This window comes from Microbacterium sp. 2216-1 (assembly GCF_046507855.1).
Taxonomy (GTDB): Bacteria; Actinomycetota; Actinomycetes; order Actinomycetales; family Microbacteriaceae; genus Microbacterium; species Microbacterium esteraromaticum_C.
The window spans coordinates 107,116-124,853 of record NZ_JBKFTM010000001.1 but is presented as its reverse complement, the minus strand read 5'-3'; the positions used below and the strand labels follow the sequence as shown (position 1 = coordinate 124,853).

At 70.4% G+C, this 17,738-nt stretch carries 12 protein-coding genes; all 12 read right to left on the bottom strand.

Going from position 1 to position 17,738, the window contains the following annotated elements:
• Nucleotides 1–24: 24 nt before the first annotated feature.
• Genes ACLD0U_RS00520 through ACLD0U_RS00465 form a run of 12 tightly spaced genes read right to left on the bottom strand, consistent with a single transcriptional unit; the run spans nucleotide 25 to nucleotide 17,736 of the window.
• Complete coding sequence (locus tag ACLD0U_RS00520; RefSeq protein ID WP_179409225.1) at nucleotides 25–795, bottom strand: hypothetical protein; 771 nt, start codon at nucleotides 793–795, stop codon at nucleotides 25–27.
• Nucleotides 783–1,274 carry a hypothetical protein gene (locus tag ACLD0U_RS00515; RefSeq protein WP_224818353.1) on the bottom strand — a complete coding sequence of 164 codons (492 nt, stop codon included), beginning with the start codon at nucleotides 1,272–1,274 and terminating at the stop codon, nucleotides 783–785. The genes ACLD0U_RS00520 and ACLD0U_RS00515 overlap by 13 nt, the downstream gene beginning before the upstream one ends.
• Complete coding sequence (locus ACLD0U_RS00510; RefSeq protein WP_410339516.1) at nucleotides 1,271–5,824, bottom strand: FtsK/SpoIIIE domain-containing protein; 4,554 nt, start codon at nucleotides 5,822–5,824, stop codon at nucleotides 1,271–1,273. The genes ACLD0U_RS00515 and ACLD0U_RS00510 overlap by 4 nt, the downstream gene beginning before the upstream one ends.
• A gap of 25 nt (nucleotides 5,825–5,849) precedes the next feature.
• Nucleotides 5,850–7,292, bottom strand: coding sequence for an RDD family protein (locus tag ACLD0U_RS00505; protein WP_410339515.1), 1,443 nt, complete (start codon nucleotides 7,290–7,292; stop codon nucleotides 5,850–5,852).
• Entirely contained in the window at nucleotides 7,289–8,002 is a 714-nt protein-coding gene (locus ACLD0U_RS00500; RefSeq protein WP_179409229.1) for a hypothetical protein, read from the bottom strand. The genes ACLD0U_RS00505 and ACLD0U_RS00500 overlap by 4 nt, the downstream gene beginning before the upstream one ends.
• The gene (locus tag ACLD0U_RS00495; RefSeq protein WP_410339514.1) at nucleotides 7,999–9,630 is read right to left on the bottom strand and encodes a serine/threonine-protein kinase; all 1,632 of its coding nucleotides are present in this window, start codon (nucleotides 9,628–9,630) and stop codon (nucleotides 7,999–8,001) included. The genes ACLD0U_RS00500 and ACLD0U_RS00495 overlap by 4 nt, the downstream gene beginning before the upstream one ends.
• Nucleotides 9,627–11,015, bottom strand: a complete 1,389-nt coding sequence (locus ACLD0U_RS00490; protein ID WP_410339513.1) for an FHA domain-containing protein — start codon at nucleotides 11,013–11,015, stop codon at nucleotides 9,627–9,629. The genes ACLD0U_RS00495 and ACLD0U_RS00490 overlap by 4 nt, the downstream gene beginning before the upstream one ends.
• The gene (locus ACLD0U_RS00485) at nucleotides 11,012–11,824 is read right to left on the bottom strand and encodes a PP2C family protein-serine/threonine phosphatase (RefSeq protein WP_224818347.1); all 813 of its coding nucleotides are present in this window, start codon (nucleotides 11,822–11,824) and stop codon (nucleotides 11,012–11,014) included. The genes ACLD0U_RS00490 and ACLD0U_RS00485 overlap by 4 nt, the downstream gene beginning before the upstream one ends.
• Nucleotides 11,821–13,134, bottom strand: a complete 1,314-nt coding sequence (locus ACLD0U_RS00480; RefSeq protein WP_410339512.1) for an RDD family protein — start codon at nucleotides 13,132–13,134, stop codon at nucleotides 11,821–11,823. The genes ACLD0U_RS00485 and ACLD0U_RS00480 overlap by 4 nt, the downstream gene beginning before the upstream one ends.
• On the bottom strand, nucleotides 13,131–15,515 hold the full coding sequence (locus ACLD0U_RS00475) for a transglutaminaseTgpA domain-containing protein (RefSeq protein ID WP_410339511.1): 2,385 nt from the start codon (nucleotides 15,513–15,515) through the stop codon (nucleotides 13,131–13,133). The genes ACLD0U_RS00480 and ACLD0U_RS00475 overlap by 4 nt, the downstream gene beginning before the upstream one ends.
• The gene (locus ACLD0U_RS00470; RefSeq protein ID WP_410339510.1) at nucleotides 15,512–16,765 is read right to left on the bottom strand and encodes a DUF58 domain-containing protein; all 1,254 of its coding nucleotides are present in this window, start codon (nucleotides 16,763–16,765) and stop codon (nucleotides 15,512–15,514) included. Before ACLD0U_RS00470 ends, ACLD0U_RS00475 begins: the two co-directional genes overlap by 4 nt.
• Nucleotides 16,765–17,736: an AAA family ATPase gene (locus ACLD0U_RS00465; protein ID WP_206550624.1), complete on the bottom strand. Its 972-nt coding sequence runs from the start codon at nucleotides 17,734–17,736 to the stop codon at nucleotides 16,765–16,767. The genes ACLD0U_RS00470 and ACLD0U_RS00465 overlap by 1 nt, the downstream gene beginning before the upstream one ends.
• Between the last annotated feature and the right edge of the window lie 2 nt (nucleotides 17,737–17,738).

Here is a 17,738-nt window from a genome sequence, read left to right as displayed (position 1 = left end):
GACGTCCGACGAAGACCGGGTCTGTCAGGCCGCCGGGACGACGAGGGTCGAGCCGAGGCGACCGAGCGGTGCAGAGCGCGCGATGGCGGCCTCCTCGTCGCCGATCACGCCACGCTGCTGAAGCTGAGCGATCGCGGCCTCGAGGTCTGCCCGCACCGCGTCCCGCTGTGGGGGCGTGATACCGGCGACTACGGCGTCGACCGCCGAGAAGTCCGGCGTCTCGGGTGCCGTCGCCCGTGCCGGGCGTCCCTGTACGATGAGCACCACGCCGACGAGAACATCAAGCACCACCGCCCAGGTCCACCACGCGTCGGGCCCCAGCCGCCCGGTTGCGGCGCAGAAGGCGATCAGTCCGAGCAGCGCCAGCGACGGGATCAGGTGGGCAAGCCCCAGGGCATGCGAGCCGGAAGCGACTCGTGCACGCGTGACGTTGCGGAACAGCACCAGATCGGCGGCCAGCACGAGAGCGGCCAGCAGGATTGCGATACCCAGTGGTGCCAGCACCAGCGGGTCGACGCGGTCGCGCACGACAGCACGGTAGGCGATGAAGGCTGCGGCGGCGGGGGTGACGGCAGCCGCAAGGCTGAGTGCGACGTAGAGCATCGCCCAGATGGGCGGCCGACCGGGCGCGAACGTGGGCCGCACCGCGGACGGAGCCACCGCGCGCAGCGCATCCAACACTTCGCGGTGCCCGTTCCATGCGCCCGCTTCGATACGCCACCACTCCAGCGGATGCCATGTGGTCATCTGCTCGACCTGTGCGACAGCGCTGGCTTCTCGTTTCACCTGTCCCATCCGGCATCCTCGTCTGTGGCGGGCACAAGAGCCACGGGCTCCTGCTGGGCGAAGGGCACGCCGTCGGCTTCCAGCCCCTGCACGGCGGCCATGTCGAGCACGGATCGCGCGGACGGGGTGAGGGCGCCGATCACGCGTGCGGGCACGGGTCCCAGGACGGCCAGCACCGAGCCCGTCGGCCGGCAGAAGAGCCAGCGCGCGGAGCCGAGCTGCGTGCTTCCGCCCGCGATCGCCACGGCTTCGATCCCTTCGCCGAGGTTTCGGGAGCGGAACGGGCGGTTGTGCACGAGGAGTGCACCATCGGCCTGCAGCGCCGCCCGCTGATCCGCCTCCGACAGAGGGAAGGGCACCAAGGAGATCCGCAGGATCTCCAGGAGTGCTCCCGTCGGATCGGTGATCGCGATCGATGCGGTTGCGCCGGGCGCCTGATCGGCCTGCGCGTGTTCGGCGACGGCCGTGCACGACTCGAGGAGGTTCATCGGCCGTATGGCGCCACCGACTGTGCTGTCGCCGTCGGTGCAGGCGCAAGGGAGTCGCCCTCCACCAGCGGCATCTGCACCGTCACCTGGCGGCCGGCCTGCACGAAGATGCCTCGACCTTCGGGGAAGTCGGTGCGCTTAACCTTCGGGAACGGCACCTTGAACACCGAGTCACCGTCGAAGGCGTCGGGCTTGAGGATGATGCCCTTGCGGCCGGACTTGAAGTCACCGATGAAACCGAACCCACTGGTGACCTGCGTGACGTCCGCATCGCCGACGAGGAAGTGATCGCTGCGGCCTATCGCCTGGAACATGGCCTTCATGTCGCGCTCGGCGGGGCTGTCGGCGAACTGCGGCACATCCTCGATGACGATCATCAGCCGCATGGGGAGCGCCTCGTCGGCGACCAATTCGGCGATCTCTTTCGCCAGCTCCTTGGCGGCATCGGGGGTGACGGCGCTGCGCGTCCAGTCGGCCCAGTCCTTCAGCTGCGCGCGCCGCCCGCCGAAGTGGAAGAGTCGCACCTCGGGGTCGAAGCGGCGCATCGAGGTGATCAGCGCCTTCAACGCGTTGGTCTTGCCCGACAGCGGAGGGCCCGCCACCACGAACGTTCCCACCGGGTCGAAGTCCCGCGCGGCCAGGGTGTCCTCGGCCACACCGAGCACCGGGAACTCCCCGACGCGGTCCGGCAGCTCGCGCGCCGAGAGCCTGGTCGGCAGTGCGCCGATCTCGGCTACCTCGCGGGCGCCGGCCGTCCGCAGGTCGGCGGCGAGCTTCTCGAGCAGCTTGGTCTGCTCCGCCACGTTCGGCGTTCCCCCCAGCGTGGCGATCTGCGTCTCGAGGCCGTCGACGATCGCCCGTCCGGGAGCGGAGCGCTCATCGAGCACATCCTTCGGCACGTTGAGCATGCCGTACGCCGACTCCTCGGCAAGACGCAGCACGACGCGTCGCGAGACGTTCGCGCTGACGGCCGTCGGCACCGACCCGGAACGATCGGCGGTGGCGACCACGTGCACGCCGAGCGGTCGCCCCTCGCCGAGGATCCGCATGAACGTCTGATAGAACGGCATCCGCGCCGTCGTCGACTCCCACTCGGAACGGAACTGCGCGAACCCGTCGATGAGCAGCAGGATGCGCGACTCGTCGCGCCCGGTCAGCTCACGGTACTCGGTGAGGTTGGCAGCATTCGCCGCGCTGAAGCGCTTGCCGCGCTCGTCGAGCACGCGCGCAAGCGAGCGCAGGACGCGCTGCACACGCTCCGCGTCGTCACCGGCGATGATCGAGCCGACGTGCGGCAGCACTTCGAGCGCGCGCAGCGCCCCCGAACCGAAGTCGAGCCCGTACACCTCGACGTGCGACGCCGGGTCGTGACCGGCCGCGATCGCCATCGTGCGCAGCACGGTCGACTTTCCCGATCCGCTGGTGCCGTAGATCAGCAACGAGCCGTCCCTATCGGGCACGAAGTACGTCGGCTCCTGCAGCTGCCGCGCCGGGACGTCCGTCTTGCCGAGCACGATCTCACCGTCGCCGCGCAACGGCAGATCACGCAGGTCGACGGCGTGCTCGAGGTCGTCCAGCCAGGGGCGCCGGGGCGCCGGGATGCCGGCCTGCGATGCAGCCGTCACGAGCGACGCGACGATGCGCTTCTGATCGGTGGGTCCGAGATCCTCATCGTGCGAGTCGGACTCCGGCTCCTGCTCGGCCTCCCACAACTGGGTGGATCCGAAGCGCAGCTCGGCCACCTTCACCTCGGCGACCTGTTCCTCGTCGGTGGTCCAGCCGCCGGCGTACGCCGACTGGAACGGCACCAGCCGACCCGGCCCGGTCTTCGCGATGCCACGCCCGGGGATCGACGGGGGGAACGACGCGGCGATCGGGTCGTCGACGACGTCCTTCGAATCCGATTCGTCGGCCATGCGCAGTGCGACGCGCAGGTTGGTGTTGGCGCGCAGGTTGTCTTTGATGACGCCGGCGGGCCGTTGCGTGGCCATGATCAGGTGGATGCCGAGAGACCGGCCGCGCTGGGCGATGTCGACGACCCCATCGACGAACTCCGGCACCTCGCCGGCGAGCGCGGCGAACTCGTCGATGACGAGCACCAGCGCGGGCGGGGTCTCGGGGTCGCGGCGCTTCTCAAGTTCGAGCAAGTCCTTGGCCTTCTTGCGGTTGAACAGATGCTCGCGGTGGTGCAGCTCGGCGCGCAGGCTGGTGAGTGCCCGGCGCACGAGATGCGGGCTCAGGTCGGTGACCAGGCCCACTGTGTGCGGCAGGTCGACGCAGTCGGCGAAGGCCGAACCACCCTTGTAGTCCACGAACAGGAACGTGACCCGGTCGGGGCTGTGCGCCGCGGCCATGCCGAGCACCCACGCCTGCAGGAACTCGCTCTTTCCCGCACCCGTGGTACCGCCGACCAGGGCGTGCGGACCCTGGGTGCGCAGATCCAGCGTCATGGCGTCGGTCTGCGACTGCCCGATGATCGCGCGCAGGGTGCCGGCCTTCTTCAGGCGCGGCTGAGGGGTGCCCGAGCGGTCGATGATCGTGTTGTTCTGTCGCCAGCGGTCGATGACCGCGGCGGGGTCGGATGCCACCTCCGAGCCGACCAGCGAGAGGAACATCACCGACCCCGGGATATCTGAGGAGTCTTCGATGACCGTGCTGGAATCGACCACGGGCGCGAGCCGCTTGGCGAGCATCGTCATGTACGCGTGCGAGACGCCCTCGACCTGCACGCGCTGATAGTCGACGCCGTTGCGCACCGTGCCGACGGTGGCATCCGCGAGTCCGCCGGTGACGTCGATGAAGCTCCGGCACGCCGCGGGGAGCGCCTCGACGACCGGCGCGACGAACAGCGCGTACACGCCCACGTCGGCCCCGCGCTCAAGGATCTGCGTGAGGCGGGCGCGGTCGACGGGGGCGTCGCCTGTGACGATGACGAGCACGGCCGTCTGCCCGGGAAAGCTCGCCTCTTCGGCCGCGCGCTTGACGTCGGTGCCGAAGTACGTCGGATCCCAGTCGTCGCCGTAGGGCGGGCGGGGCGAGCTCGCTGCCTTGGCTCGGCGCATGATCAGCTCTTCGAGCCCGCTCAGCAGGGCTGTGCCGGTTGACGCCGAATCGGCCAGCGGCACGTCCTTGAACGGGTTGCGTTCGCTGGAGGTGTGCGGAAGCCACTTGAGCCAGTCGAGTTCCTGAGCCCAGCCGGGTTCGGTGAGGGCGACCGCGACGAGTTCATTGGGCGAGTGCATACCGAACAGCTGCACGGCCAGTCCGCGCAGGGCATCGCTCGCCACGGACGTGGGTCCGGCGACGCCGATCGACCCCACGCTCTGCAGCGATTCGAGGATCGGCACGTCACCGATCATCTTGTAGCGCTCTTCGAGGCGGTCGACGCGCTCGACGTACTCCACCAGCGCCTCGGGCGTCTCCGCCCGCTTGATGCGCGTCCGTGCGAGGTCCTCGCTCACCCCGAGACGCACCGCGAGGAAGTTCCAGTGCTCGGGCCGTCGGGTCCACAGCAGGGGTCCCAGACGCATGGCCTCGTCGAACACGACGGCGACGGCGGGCACTTCGTTCTGCCGCACCTCACGCTCGTGAGGATGCGCGTGGTACAGCTTCTCTTCGAGCCGCTCGAACTGCTCTTCGAACGATTCGACCTCTTTGCGCAGTCGCTGGCCGATGTGCGTGCGCTGCGAGATGAAGTTACCGAACATCATCATCGGCGACATCACCATGATCAGCAGCGAGCGCGGGTTGTCGAAGATGAAGAACATCGCCGCGCCCAGCAGGATCGGCGCGATGAGCATCGGCCAGGGGAACAGCCGCTGCACCTGGTCTTTCGGATAGCGCGGCTCGGGCAGGTCGTCGCCCACGTAGCGCTCCTCGACACGGGGGCTGCGGTTGAACAGCAGCGCGCCACCGCGCTCGAGCACCGGGTCGGTCTCGGCCGAGCCGTCGAAGTCGCCGACGAGACGCACGACCAGCTCACAGTCGCCGATTGTGAAGCTCTGCCCGGGGATCACACGCAGTCGCTGCACGAGCCCACCGTCGACGAGGATGCCGTTGGCGGAGTTCAGGTCGACGAGTTCGACGAAGGTCGACGCGACCTCGATGCGGGCGTGGCGCTTCGAGACGAGCGGGTCGTTGAGGGTGACGTCGCTGGCCGCATCGCGCCCGATGAAGAAGTGCCCCACCGGCAGCGGGAACTCCTGCCCCGCCGCCGGCCCGGACAACACCGTGAGCAGCGCGGCGGGTCGGTTGCTCGTCGGGGCGGTTGCCGCGCGATTCGGCCCGAGGTTGACGATCTCGGCGAGAAAGCCCGAGCCGACCGGGGCATCGCCGATCAGCAGATCGGGGTTCAGCGTCACCAGATCATCGCTCGTCGGCGGTGCGACGGCGAGGCTCAGCACATCGCCGTCGCGGCTGGCGATGGTGCGCTGGGGGTCAGCGGTGGCGATCTGCCCCGCGACGTCGGCGACCGTCGCGGTCGAATCGGCCATGATGACGATGTCCGTCAGCGGTGCGCCGGGCCGGCGCAGGGTGAGCTTGACCCTCATCGGTTCTCCTGGATCTTCACGATTGTCATGCGCGCTCGACGTTCAGCGAGCGATCGCCGAAGCGCACGACGTCGCCGGTCTGCAGTGGTGTCGGGTCTCCGGGTGTCAGCGGGATCTCGCCGCCGGCGCGCAGCAGGCTGCTGCCGTTGGTGGATCCCCGGTCGACGACGAGCACTCCCCGCCGTGCTGGCAGGAACGCCAGGTGGGTCTTTGAGACCGAGAGCGTGTCATCGGGCACCGGCACGAGTTGCACCGGCCCCTCGCCCGCGACCGGTGCGGGGCCGCGACCGAGCAGTGTCGCACCGCGCACCTCGACGCGTACGCCGGTGTCGAGAACGAGCACGGCGCGAGCGGCGCTGACCGCGCCGCTCGGGGTGGGGTCGGATGCTGCAGACGCGGCCTCGGCAGGACTGGCCACGGCGGGTGCCGGCGCCGGGGGGGGTGCCGGCACCGGGGCGGGTGGCGCAGCGGCAGGCATTGCCGGTGCCGGTGCCGGTGCCGGTGCCCGTGCATCGGATGCCCGCGAGGCGAACGAGTCCAGAAGCTGCCCCGATGCGAGCGGCGGGGGTACAGCATCCACCATCCCCGACGGTGCGGCGGGTGCGAAGCCCGCCCCAGAATCCGACAAGACCGGGGCCGCGGAAACAGCGTCCGCGGATACAGGGGCCGGCGCGCCCGGCGGGATCGCACCGGCCTCACCCGTCCGCGGGGCGGAGGCGGTGCGGTGCGCGCCGATCACACCGCCCGAGAACCGCCCCGAGGGGATGTACTCGGACGGCGCATCGCGGTCCACCGGTGTCGCCAGCGACGGCAGCGCGGGCTTCTGACTGTGCTCCGGGGTCCTCAGCGTCTTGCGGGCGATGCGCATGCGCTTGACGTCGTAGGGGTTCAGCCCGTGCCGGGTGTCGACCAGCCAGGTCGCCGCCGCCTGGTCGAGCCAGCCGCGACCGCGGCGCTCACTGTCGAACAGCGGCGAGAACGCTACGACGAGCAGAGGTCCGAGCAGCGGGATCAGGAACGACGCGCTCAGCACCAGGTACCGCACGACGGCGCCGCGCCAGAACCCGGGGCGCTCCAGCGTGCGCACGTTCACCGTGCGGATGCCGCAGAGAGCCTTGCCGACCGTGACCCCCTTACGGCCGTGCAGCAACAGCTGCACCACGACGAAGATCGTCACCAGGGCGTTCGAGATGATCATCGCCGTGATCGGCCATGCGAACTCGCCCCGCGCCAGCATCCGCTCCAGGTCGGCTTCACCTGCCGCCACCCGCACCACGACCGGTGTCATCGCCAACACACCGGGCAGTGCCAGCACCAGCAGAATGCCCACCTCGATCAGTGCGGCCAGGGCACGGCGCCCGCCCGGCGCGGCGCGCAGCCCCAGCGCGGCGGCGTAGGCGGGGTCGGCGCGGCCGTGCGCGTCAAGCCCCTCGATGGCCTTCACGCCGTCGTCGATCTCCCAGATCACTCCAGTTCTCCTTCGGGGTCGGCCTGGGGCGCATCGAGCATCGTCAGATCGGCGCGGGTCACCAGCCGCGTGGCCACGGCGTGCTCGACCAGTCGAGCCCTGCGGTTGGTGGCGAAACTGCGCTGGCCGCCCCGCATTCCGGGCACCCCGACGCGGTCGAGCTTCTGGCACACGTTGTCGAGCTTGCGGTTGAACCGCGTGACGGTCCAGCCCAGACGCTCCGCGGCCTTGGCCGTCGTCGGGATCTCGCTCATGCCGGTGCCGTCCCGACGCAGTTGCGGTTCGGCGAGCGCCAGGATGAGCAGCTTCTGACTCTCGGTCAGCGGCACCTCACCGATGGTCGACACGCCGTCGCCGTCTGAGGCTCGACGCGTCGCCCGGAACGCGGGCTCGGCCGCGTGCACGGTCAGCTCGTACGTGGTCGGCCCGGCTGCGAAGACCACCGTGGTGCGTTCGAAGACGAGAGGCAGGCGCGCCCCGGGCGCGAGCCAGGCCTGCACCCCGCCCTGGGAGTCGGTCACCGTCGCGGTGAGCCGGCTGCCGACGTTCGCCAGCCACCACAGGTCGCCGTTGTGCACGATCTCGAGGAAGTTCCGGTGCAGATAGAGGTTCTCATCCAGGGCGAGATCGCCCTCGCGCCCCACGGTGAATGACGAGTCCGCCTCGACCGTGAAGTACTCCCCCGCGAACTCGATCGTCACAGTACTCAATCGACGCACCCCCGGACCGGCTGCGATGCCCTGGCATCGCTGCGCACCAGCGTGACCTCAATGCACGTGCGCGCGGGATGCGCGCCGTCGAGCGTCACCGTCGTCGTCTCGGTGCTCATCGGCGTCTCACCGCCGTCGAGCGTGACCTGCTGCCAGATGTAGGTGTCACCGTCCTGCGGTTCGGCGTTCACCCATGAGAACGTCACCTCGTCGCCCGACCGCGTGCCCTGCACATCGTCGACCGGTGGGACGATCTTCGACACGACGTCCTGCGGCTGCGGTTCGGCGGATGCCACGGGCTGCGGTGCGGGGATCAGCGCGCTGGTGATGGCATCGCTGAACACCAGGAAGACGCCGAGTATCACGACCGCCACAGCCGCGGCGGTCCAGCCGATCCAGCCGCGCCGCCGTCGTCGTGCCGGCTCTGCCGCCGCGGGAGCCCCGTCGGCGGCGTGGGCCGCGGGCCGTTCGGCAGACGCCGCTGGCGCGGCCGGGCCCGTCGGAGACACCACGGCCGGCGCACGCAACTGCGTACGATCGTCGGCGTCGGGCGCCACGGGGGCGGGTGCGCGCACCTGCGTCTGCTCGAGGTGCACCGCCGCGGGCGGACTGTCAAAGCGCGGTGCGTCGGAGACGGGCTGATAGCGGGGTTCGGTGGCTGCCGAGGGGCGCGTCTCGCCGGGGGCGCTCGGCTGGATCGACGTGACCTCACGTACGCGCGTGAGTCCGTCGTCGTCATCCTCGTGGTCGTCACCGGAGTGGTGCTCGTCGACGATGTCGATCGGCGTGACCGAGTGGGCGAGCTCGATCTGCACCTTCTGCAGGGCGCGGGCGAAGGCGACGGCGCTGGGATAGCGGTCATCTGCGTTCTTCGCCATGGCGCGCTCGAGAACGGCCTGCAGGCTGGCCGGGGAATCGGGGCGTCCGAGTGGCGGCACCGCCATCCGCTCGATGCGCTCGATCAGGTCGGCACTGGTGTTGCGCTCCCCCGGCCGCTCGAACGGCGAGCGCCCGGCCAGCAGCGTGTAGACCGTGGCGCCGAGCGCGTACACGTCGGTGCGGGGTCCACTGCGCGGCGGCTCGGCGAACGACTCGGGCGGCGACCATGGAATGGACATCCCGGCCGCCTCGGTCACGGCCCCGGCGGTCGAGGCGATGCCGAAGTCGGTGAGCGCGGGCCGGTTGTACTCGGTGACCAGGATGTTCGCCGGCTTGATGTCGCGGTGCAGCACGCCGGCGCGGTGCGCGGTCTCGACCGCACCTGCTACTTGGATGCCGACGCGCAGCGCCTCGGCCACCGAGAACGGCTCCTTGCGTGCTCGCGCCTGCAGGTTCGGACGCGGGCAGTACTCCATCACCAGGTACGGGCGTCCGTCGCCGGCGACGCCCGCCTGGTAGATGGTGACGATCGCGGGGTGCGTCGACAGCATCGCCATCACGTTCGCCTCGTCGGTGAACTCCTGCGCGGCGCCGGTGGTGATGCGGTCGGCGAGCAGCACCTTGACCGCGACGCGACGGCGCGGCATCTGCTGCTCGTACAGGAACACATCGGCGAAGCCGCCGGCCCCCAGCGGTTGGACGAACGTGAACCCCGGCAGTTGGGGCGGGACGGACGGCGGCCTGCTCATGCAAGCCCCTCGAAGGTGACCGTGACGCCGTCGCCGAGGTCGACGACGTCGCCGCCGAGCACCAGGGTGGGCTCACCCGGGTGCAGGCGCACCGGGTCGGTTCCGGGCCGGATCAGTGTGGACCCGTTGGTCGTGCGCAGGTCGATCACGACGACCGAGTCGCCCTCGGGGCGGATCTCGAGGTGGCTGCGCGAGATGTCCTGCTGCGGCGAGTCGACCGCGACGAGGTGCGGCATCGACTCGCCGCTGGCACGCGTCGTGCGTGGACGGCGCCCGATGATCACGGTGCGATCGAGTTCGACGACCTGGCCGGTGGACAGCCGCGCCGTCCCGTGTGCGGCCGTGGGTTCGTCAGCTGTCGGGATCATCTCGGTCGGCGCTTCGGGGTCGGCGGGCGCAACAGTCCCCTCGGCGCGCAGCCGACGCGCCTCGGCGAGCGAGATCGTCGCCCCGTCGTGGTCGCCGAGACCGACCGGCGCGGGCGGCACCGGCGGCAGGGGCGGGGCGATGGTCGGGAACGGAGCGGATGCCGCAGGCGCGGGCGGGGCGAGAAGCGGAGCGACAGGGGGCGCCGGAGGCGGCGAAGCGACACCGGGCGCCGGAGGCGTCGAATCGACAACGTGCGCCGGAGGCGGCGGGGGCGTCGGTGCCTTGTGGATCGTCTGCTCGAGCGCCGAATCCGACAGGGGCTCCGGCACGGGAGCCGCATCGATCGCCGGCGCGAGCGGCGCTTCCTCGGTGGCGGGCTCATCAGCGGCGGGTTCGTCTGCGGCATCCGCCCCGAGAAGCGCTTCGGTCTCCGAGCCGAAGGTGTACTCCGCCGGGATCAGGGTGTGCTGCGCGTGCGCGCCGTCTGCGGCGACCGGCGCCGGGGGGAAGGCCACAACGTCGGGTGCCGGCGCGGATGTTGCGCCCGTGGCATCCGCTGTGGCAACGACGGATTCTGCGGGGGCGTCCTGCCCCGTCGTGATGGACGCGGCGAGCACCACTCCGGAGCGGATCGGCAGCGCCGTGTGACCGCGCGCCTCTTCCAGCGTCAGAGCGAACCCCTTCGGGTCGACGACGAAACGCTCGCTCCAGGTGCTGACATCCGCACCCGAGACACTCTCGGTGCCCGTCTCTGCCTCGATGCTCACCGAAACAGGGCCGCGCACGGCGAACCGCACGGAACCTCCCGGTGTGAGCGCGATGGCGAACGATCCCAGCGAGGCGATGGAGCCGGCAGCCAGCACATCGATGACGTCGGTCAGCGCCGGGGTGCCCTGCTGCAGCATCCGCGTCAGGCGCACGACGCGATCGATCGCGACGTCGCCCGGGACGGCGACCACGCCGCCGTCCTCCACGACGACCTGCCAGCTACCGGATCGATATGAGAAGTGAGTCATCGAGCCCCTCCGTTCAGAACTTCACGCGGACGAGTGGCTTCATCCACCTCATCCGACAGCACGACCGCCCCCGGTCGTGCGGCCACCGCCGTCGCGTCGACGACGATAACCGTGATGTTGTCGCGTCCGCCCGCCTCGACCGCCTCGGCCGTGAGCACGGCCGCCGCACGCTGCGGGTTGCGCTCCTGCGCGAGCACCTCGCGGATGCGTGCATCGGGCACCTCGGCGGTGAGACCGTCCGAGCACACCAGCATCCGATCACCCGCATCGGCCGGGAACAGCCAGAAGTCGGCGTCTCCGCTGCTACCGCCCCCGATCGCGCGGGTGATGACGTTGCGCCGGGTGTCGTGCATGGCGGTCTCGGCCGTGAGCTCGCCGGCATCGATGAGCTCTTGGATCACCGAGTGATCGACCGTGATCTGCTCCAGCTCGCCACCCGCGAACCGGTACGTGCGCGAATCACCGATGTTCAACGCCAACCAGTAGCCGAGACCGTCGACCGACGAGATCACCACACCGCTGAGCGTCGTGCCCGCCCGGGCGGTCGTCGTCGTGACGAGGGCATCGACCGCCTCGCGGGCACGCGCGAGCGCCTGACGTACGTCGTCGAGACCTAGCGACTCGCGCCCGATCAGCGCAGCGAACGCTGTCGTGACCGCGGCGCTGGCGCGCTCACCCGCCTCGTGCCCGCCCATGCCGTCGGCGACGACGAAGACCGGCGCGCACGCCAGAGAGGAGTCCTCGTTGAGCGCTCGACGTCGGCCGGTATGCGTGGATGAACCGGCGACCACCGTCAGCGGTGCGGTCATGCGAAACCGCCGATGGTGACGATGCGGTCACCGATCTCGATCGCATCCCCGAGCCGTACCGGGATCCGCTGCCCGGGAGGGCATGCGATGCGCACCCCGTCGCGCACGACGGTGGTGCCGTTGGTCGATTCACGGTCCATGATCCAGCCGCCGGTCGGTTCGGCTCCGGCCTCGAAGTGCGTCTTCGACAGCGAGAGCGTCTCGTCGCGCACGGCAACGACCGCCGCGCCGGATTCGGCCTCGGGGTTGCGTCCGAACAGCGTGCGGCCCGAGACCGTCGCGCGCTGGCCGTCATCCCAGGTGAACACCAGCCGGTGCCCGGGGATGCTGATACGGGTCGAGTCAAGCTCTCCCTCGGCGTGGAACGGCGCCGGCTCCGCAGCGGATGCCACGGGCTGCTCGGGCGCCGGGTCGGAACCGGGCGCGGCATCGGAAACGGGCGCGGCAGGGACCGGCGGAGTGGTCGGAGCTGCGGGCGCCGGCATAGCTGGGGCCGCTGTGGGCGTCGGCGCTGCTGGGGTTACCTCGGGCCCCACGGGCGCAGGCGGTTGCTGTGTCACGCCGGGCACGAACGAGATGAGCGGGTCACCGGGCAACGCCTCGCTACGGTGCGGAGCAACGACGGTCTCTTCCGGAACGCCGGGTGCTGCCGCATCCGACGCCGCGGGACGCGCGAACGACTCCGGCGCGATCGGCGCGATCGGCTGGCCGACCGAGGCTGTCGGCAGCGGCGGAGCGGGCATCGGCGGCATCGGCGGGGTCGCGAACCCGGCACCGGGCCGGGGCAGCGGGGCGCCGGTCTCGGGAACGGGCATCGCCATCGTGCTCAGGGACGCCTCCGGCACCGCCGCGCGGGCGTTCAGCATCACGGCATCCGCCGCCTTGTCGTGCCACCCCTGATACCGCCCCGAACCATCGAACAGCGGCGAGAAGTACCCGACCACGATCGAGCCCGCCAGGGCGAACACGATGTTGCGCAGCAGCGCGCGCCAGAAGCCGATCGGTTCGCCGTCCCGCGCCGAGGCGAGCCGTAGCCCCTGGGCGCGCATGCCGATCGACCCCGATCCCGCCTGCATCAGCGTGTAGACGATGAGCCAGGCCAACTGCGCCAGCCCGATGATCGGCATGACGACGAATGTCGCCGCGAGCACCCCTGCCGTCGGGTCGTCTGAAGTGGCCGCCGTAGTCAGCATGCCGACGACGATGATCGTGCCCACAACCGGGATGACACCCGCGATCAGAGCGTCGAGGATGTACGCGATGACGCGTCGCTGAATGGGTGCGACCTCGCCGAAGGGAAGCATCGTCATCGGGTCTCACTCTCGGAGCTCGGGCGGTTCGTATCGATGTTGCCAGGTTCGCGACGCATGCGCGCGGCAGCAGCCGCGCGCAGATCCTGCACGCGCTCGACCAGACGGGTGCCGCCCGCGAGGGAGCGGATGCTGAGGCGCGCCTTCACCTGCGCCCAGAATCCGACGCCGGCGCGCATGCCGCCGACCGCCTCGTCCACTTCGCGCCAGAAGAGGTCGACCTCTTCAGCGGTCGGCTCGCCCGGACCGAAGACCTGTCGGTCTGCCCGGTCGGCGAGCGCCGTGGCCGCGGGTACCGTGACGGCCGAGGCGACGACGGCCGCCTCCTCGCCCCGCGTCGCCCCCGGCGTGAGCCGGGCGCCGTGGTCGATGGCACGGTCGGTGAGCTCGTCCCATCCGCCGCTGATGCGATCCGTGGGCGTCCCCGCGGTGCGGCGAGCGCGGCGGCGCGCCGCCTTCCACGCCCCGATCACGATGAACGGCGACAGCAGCAGCAACAGTGCGCCCAGCGAGAGTCCGGCGATGGCCAGGATCATCCCGAGGATGCCAAGGATGTTGTTCTTCTCGTCCTGGGGCTCGCGCTCGTCGGGCACCGTCGGCGGCAGATCGACCGGCTCCTGCGGCGGAGGCGGCGGCTGCAGTACCTGCGGCTTCGGATCGACCCGGGGCTTGGTGTTCTGGTTCCTGGGAACCTGGTCCTCGGGCGGCGTCGGGTCGAACGCCACCCAGCCGATGCCCTCGAAGGGCACCTCGACCCAGGCGTGCACGTCGTCGCCGGTCGCCTCGAACACATCCTTGCCCGCACGGTCATCGCCCGGGTAGTAGCCCATCACCACGCGGGCCGGGATCCCGACCTCGCCCGCCGCAAGCGCCATGGCCACGGCGTACTGCTCGTCGTCGCCGACCAGCTGATCGCCCCCGAGCAGCGTGCTGATGCGCTCAGCCGTGTGGCCGGCCCGCGACAGCACCTCTCCTTCAAGACCGTGACTGAAGAAGCCCTCCTTCGAGAAGTGCACCTCCAGCGCACGCACCTGCTCGATCGGTGTCTCGGCGTCGGCGACAGCATCCGCCGCGATCTTCGCGAGGTCCTCGGGGGCGTACGCGGGCGTGTGCGGCTTGACGTTCGCGAACGCCGCATCCTTCAGCTCCGCATCGGTCGGCGTCACGGGCACGATCGCCTCGATCGTGTACGTGTCGCCCTTCTCGAGGCCGGCGGTCGCGACCGCCGTGTCGGTGGTGGTGTTGACGTAGCTGCTGCGGCGCAGCTGCTCGCCCCGCGACCCGGTGTAGGTGATCTCGTCGATCGCCGGTGCACCGGGAACCCAGACCCCGGCGTACTGATCAATCGTGAAACGCAGCGTGGTGGGAACGCCCTGCGCCTCGGGCGCCATGTCCGAGCGCAGTGGGGTGAAGGCGCTGGACGAGCCCGGGCCACCATCGGTGACGTTGTACACCATGCCGTCCCAGTGGTCCATCGCGCCGATACGGACGCGTGCGCCCTTGGGCAGGCCCTCGACGGCGAACAGCGTCTCGGTCTTCTGGTCGCGCACGTTCTTGCGGAACGACTGCAGGGGGCTGGCGTAGTCGCGGATGTCGAACGGCGGGATGATCGCGTCGCGGAACACGTGGCGCGGCTGCGACGGCTCGGTCACGGCGCTGATGCCGATACCGGCGCCGGCGGCCACCGCGATCACGGCGACACCGCTGATCAGGCGGCGCGTACGCATCTGCCGGGTACGGCTCGGGTCGGCTTCGGCGACGTCGACAGCCGACGCCTGCGGAGCCCACCAGGCGCGCAGCGAGAGCCAGACGACGGCGACCGCCGCCATGACGATGCCCTGCACGATCGGGAACGCCGGCTGCGGAACGCCGAGGGCGATCACCAGCACGATGGCACCGACGACGGGAATCAGCGCCCAGACGGCGCGCTGCAACCGCAGTGCGAGCGATGCTGCCGTGACCGCACACACGAGACCGACCAGGAACGGCACGAGCAGATGCCCGTCGTGCGCCGAGACCGGGGCGACCGTCGTCAACAACTGCTTCCACGAGGTGATCGCGCCCAGCGCGAGACCGCTGAGGGTGTCCCACGTCGGCACGACGCCGGCGATCGTCGTGTGCGGCAGAGCCAGCGCACCACCGAAGACGAAGTACACGACGATCGTCAGGCCCGAAACGATCAGGATGCCCCACCGCCGCCACGCGCACACCGCCGCGACGCCGAGCCCCAGCAGCACTCCGCCGATCGCGGCGATGAGGAAGGACGGACCGGCGAACGTCGGCCAGAAGCCGACCAGGGCGACCAGCAGCAGCACGCCGACGCTGACGAGGTCGAGTACCAGGCGGCGCACCGGCAACGCGGGCGTGACGGGGGCGGTCATGCGAGAACCTTCTGAAGTGCGAGGGGCAACTGGTCGAGGGCACCGATCGTGACGACGTCGGCCTCGCCGATACGGCGCAGCGCGGGCTGCTCACGCCCCGACTCGACGACGACCGCGAGTGCTCTGGCTCCGAAGGGCATCCGGGCACACGCCTGCCGCAGATCCTCGGCGCGCACGCTCGAACCACACACCAGCACGACGATGCTCGCCAACGGCATCGTGGCGGCCAGCACACCGGCGAGGTCGGCGATACCGCCCTCGCGGGGCTTCGACTGCTCGACCAGCGCGAGCGAGTCGAGCAGGCGCTTGCCGGTGCTCGCCGGAAGCTCCCTGCCCTGCACGCGCACGTCCACCCGCTGCGAGTCGCGCAGGGCGCGCAACCCGATCGAGCCGGCAGCCGAGATCGCGAGTTCGAACTCGTCGTCGGTGCGGTAGTCGGCCCGCGAGCGCGAGAGACCGATCACGAAGTGTGAACGCCTGGTCTCTTCGAACTGCCGCACCATCATCACGCCCGTGCGTGCAGTGGAGCGCCAGTGCACATGCCGCAAGTCGTCACCGGGCTGGTACTCCAGCAGCGCGTGGAACGACACGTCATCACGCGACAGATCGGCGGCCGGAAGCCCTTCGAGGTCGCGCAAGAAGCCGAGTGACTGACCGCCGAACAGCACCGTCTTGGGATGCACGTACAGATCCACCGGCTCATCACGACGATGCGCCCGCTCGAACACGCCCAGCGGGTCGCCGCGCACGATGCTGACCGGACCCACCTGCACCACACCGCGACGCTGCGTGGGGATCGTGAACAGCTCTTCGGTCTCTTCGCCCGCCGCGAGTCGCTGGATCGAGAAGTCGCCGCGCCCCGCGCCGACCGGCAGCACCACGCGCGAGGGCAGAATCGCCCGAGTGCTGCGGTTCGCCAGCGTCAGTGCGCCGATCGCCCGCTCCCCGACCACCACCCGCGTGCGCGCCAGATCGAGCGTCACGTCATAGGTGGTGCGACCGATCAGGAACACCGCGCAGATCAGCAGCACGATGCCCAGCATCCACGCCGCGACGATCAGCTCACGCCAGCCCCACACGGCGCCGACGGCCCAGAACAGCACCGTCAGGCCGATCAGCGTCCATCCCAGAGGGCGTACGGCCGAAGCGATGAGTTGCAGCCGGCGCAGCGCACGCGCACCGAGCAGGGCGGCGACATCGCGCCACCCCGCCTGCTGCTCCCCCACCGGGGCCGCCGTCGCCTGCGCCATCAGGCTGCGGTGCGCGCCTGCGGAGCCGCGACGCCCTCCAGCACCCGGGCGATGACGGTCTCGGCCGTCGTGCCCGCGAACTCCGCCTCGGGGTCAAGCAGCAGTCGGTGCTGCCAGACCGGACGCGCGAGCATCTTGATGTCATCCGGGAGCACGTAGTGGCGCCCCTGCGCCGCCGCCCACACCTTCGCGATGCGGACCATCGCGATGGCACCGCGCACCGAGACACCCAGTCGGATCGCCGAGTCGTTGCGGGTCGCCTCGGCAAGCTCCGCGGCGTAGCGCAGTACAGCGCCCTCCACGTGAACGGTCGCGGCGAGGTCAGCCATGTCGGCGACCGCCCCCGTCGTGATCACCGCAGACAGCGCCGCCGAGGGGTTGCGCTGCGATGCCCCCGCGAGGATACGTTCGGCGACGGCCAGATCGGGGTAGCCGATCGACGTCTTGATCAGGAAGCGATCGAGCTGCGCCTCGGGCAGCTTGTACGTGCCCGCCTGCTCAACGGGGTTCTGCGTCGCGATCACCAGGAACGGGCGCCCCGTCTCGTGAGTGACACCGTCGACCGTGACCCGCGACTCCTCCATGACCTCCAGCAGCGCCGACTGGGTCTTCGGCGAGGCACGGTTGATCTCATCGGCCAGCACGATCGACGCGAAGATCGGCCCCTTGTGGAACTCGAACCGGTGGGCCTGCTGGTCGTAGATCGTCACTCCGGTGACGTCGGAGGGCAGCAGGTCGGGCGTGAATTGGATGCGAGAACTGGTGCCCTGCACGGTGGCGGCGAGCGCCTTGGCGAGGCTGGTCTTGCCCGTCCCCGGGGCGTCTTCGAGCAACACGTGCCCCTCGGCCAGCATGGCCGAAACCACCAGCCCCACCACGTCGCGCTTGCCCTGCAGCGCCTTGTCGACGTTGTCGACAAGGCGGGTGAAGGTGCCCTGGAACCAGGCGGCCTGTTCGGGGGTCATGCTCATGT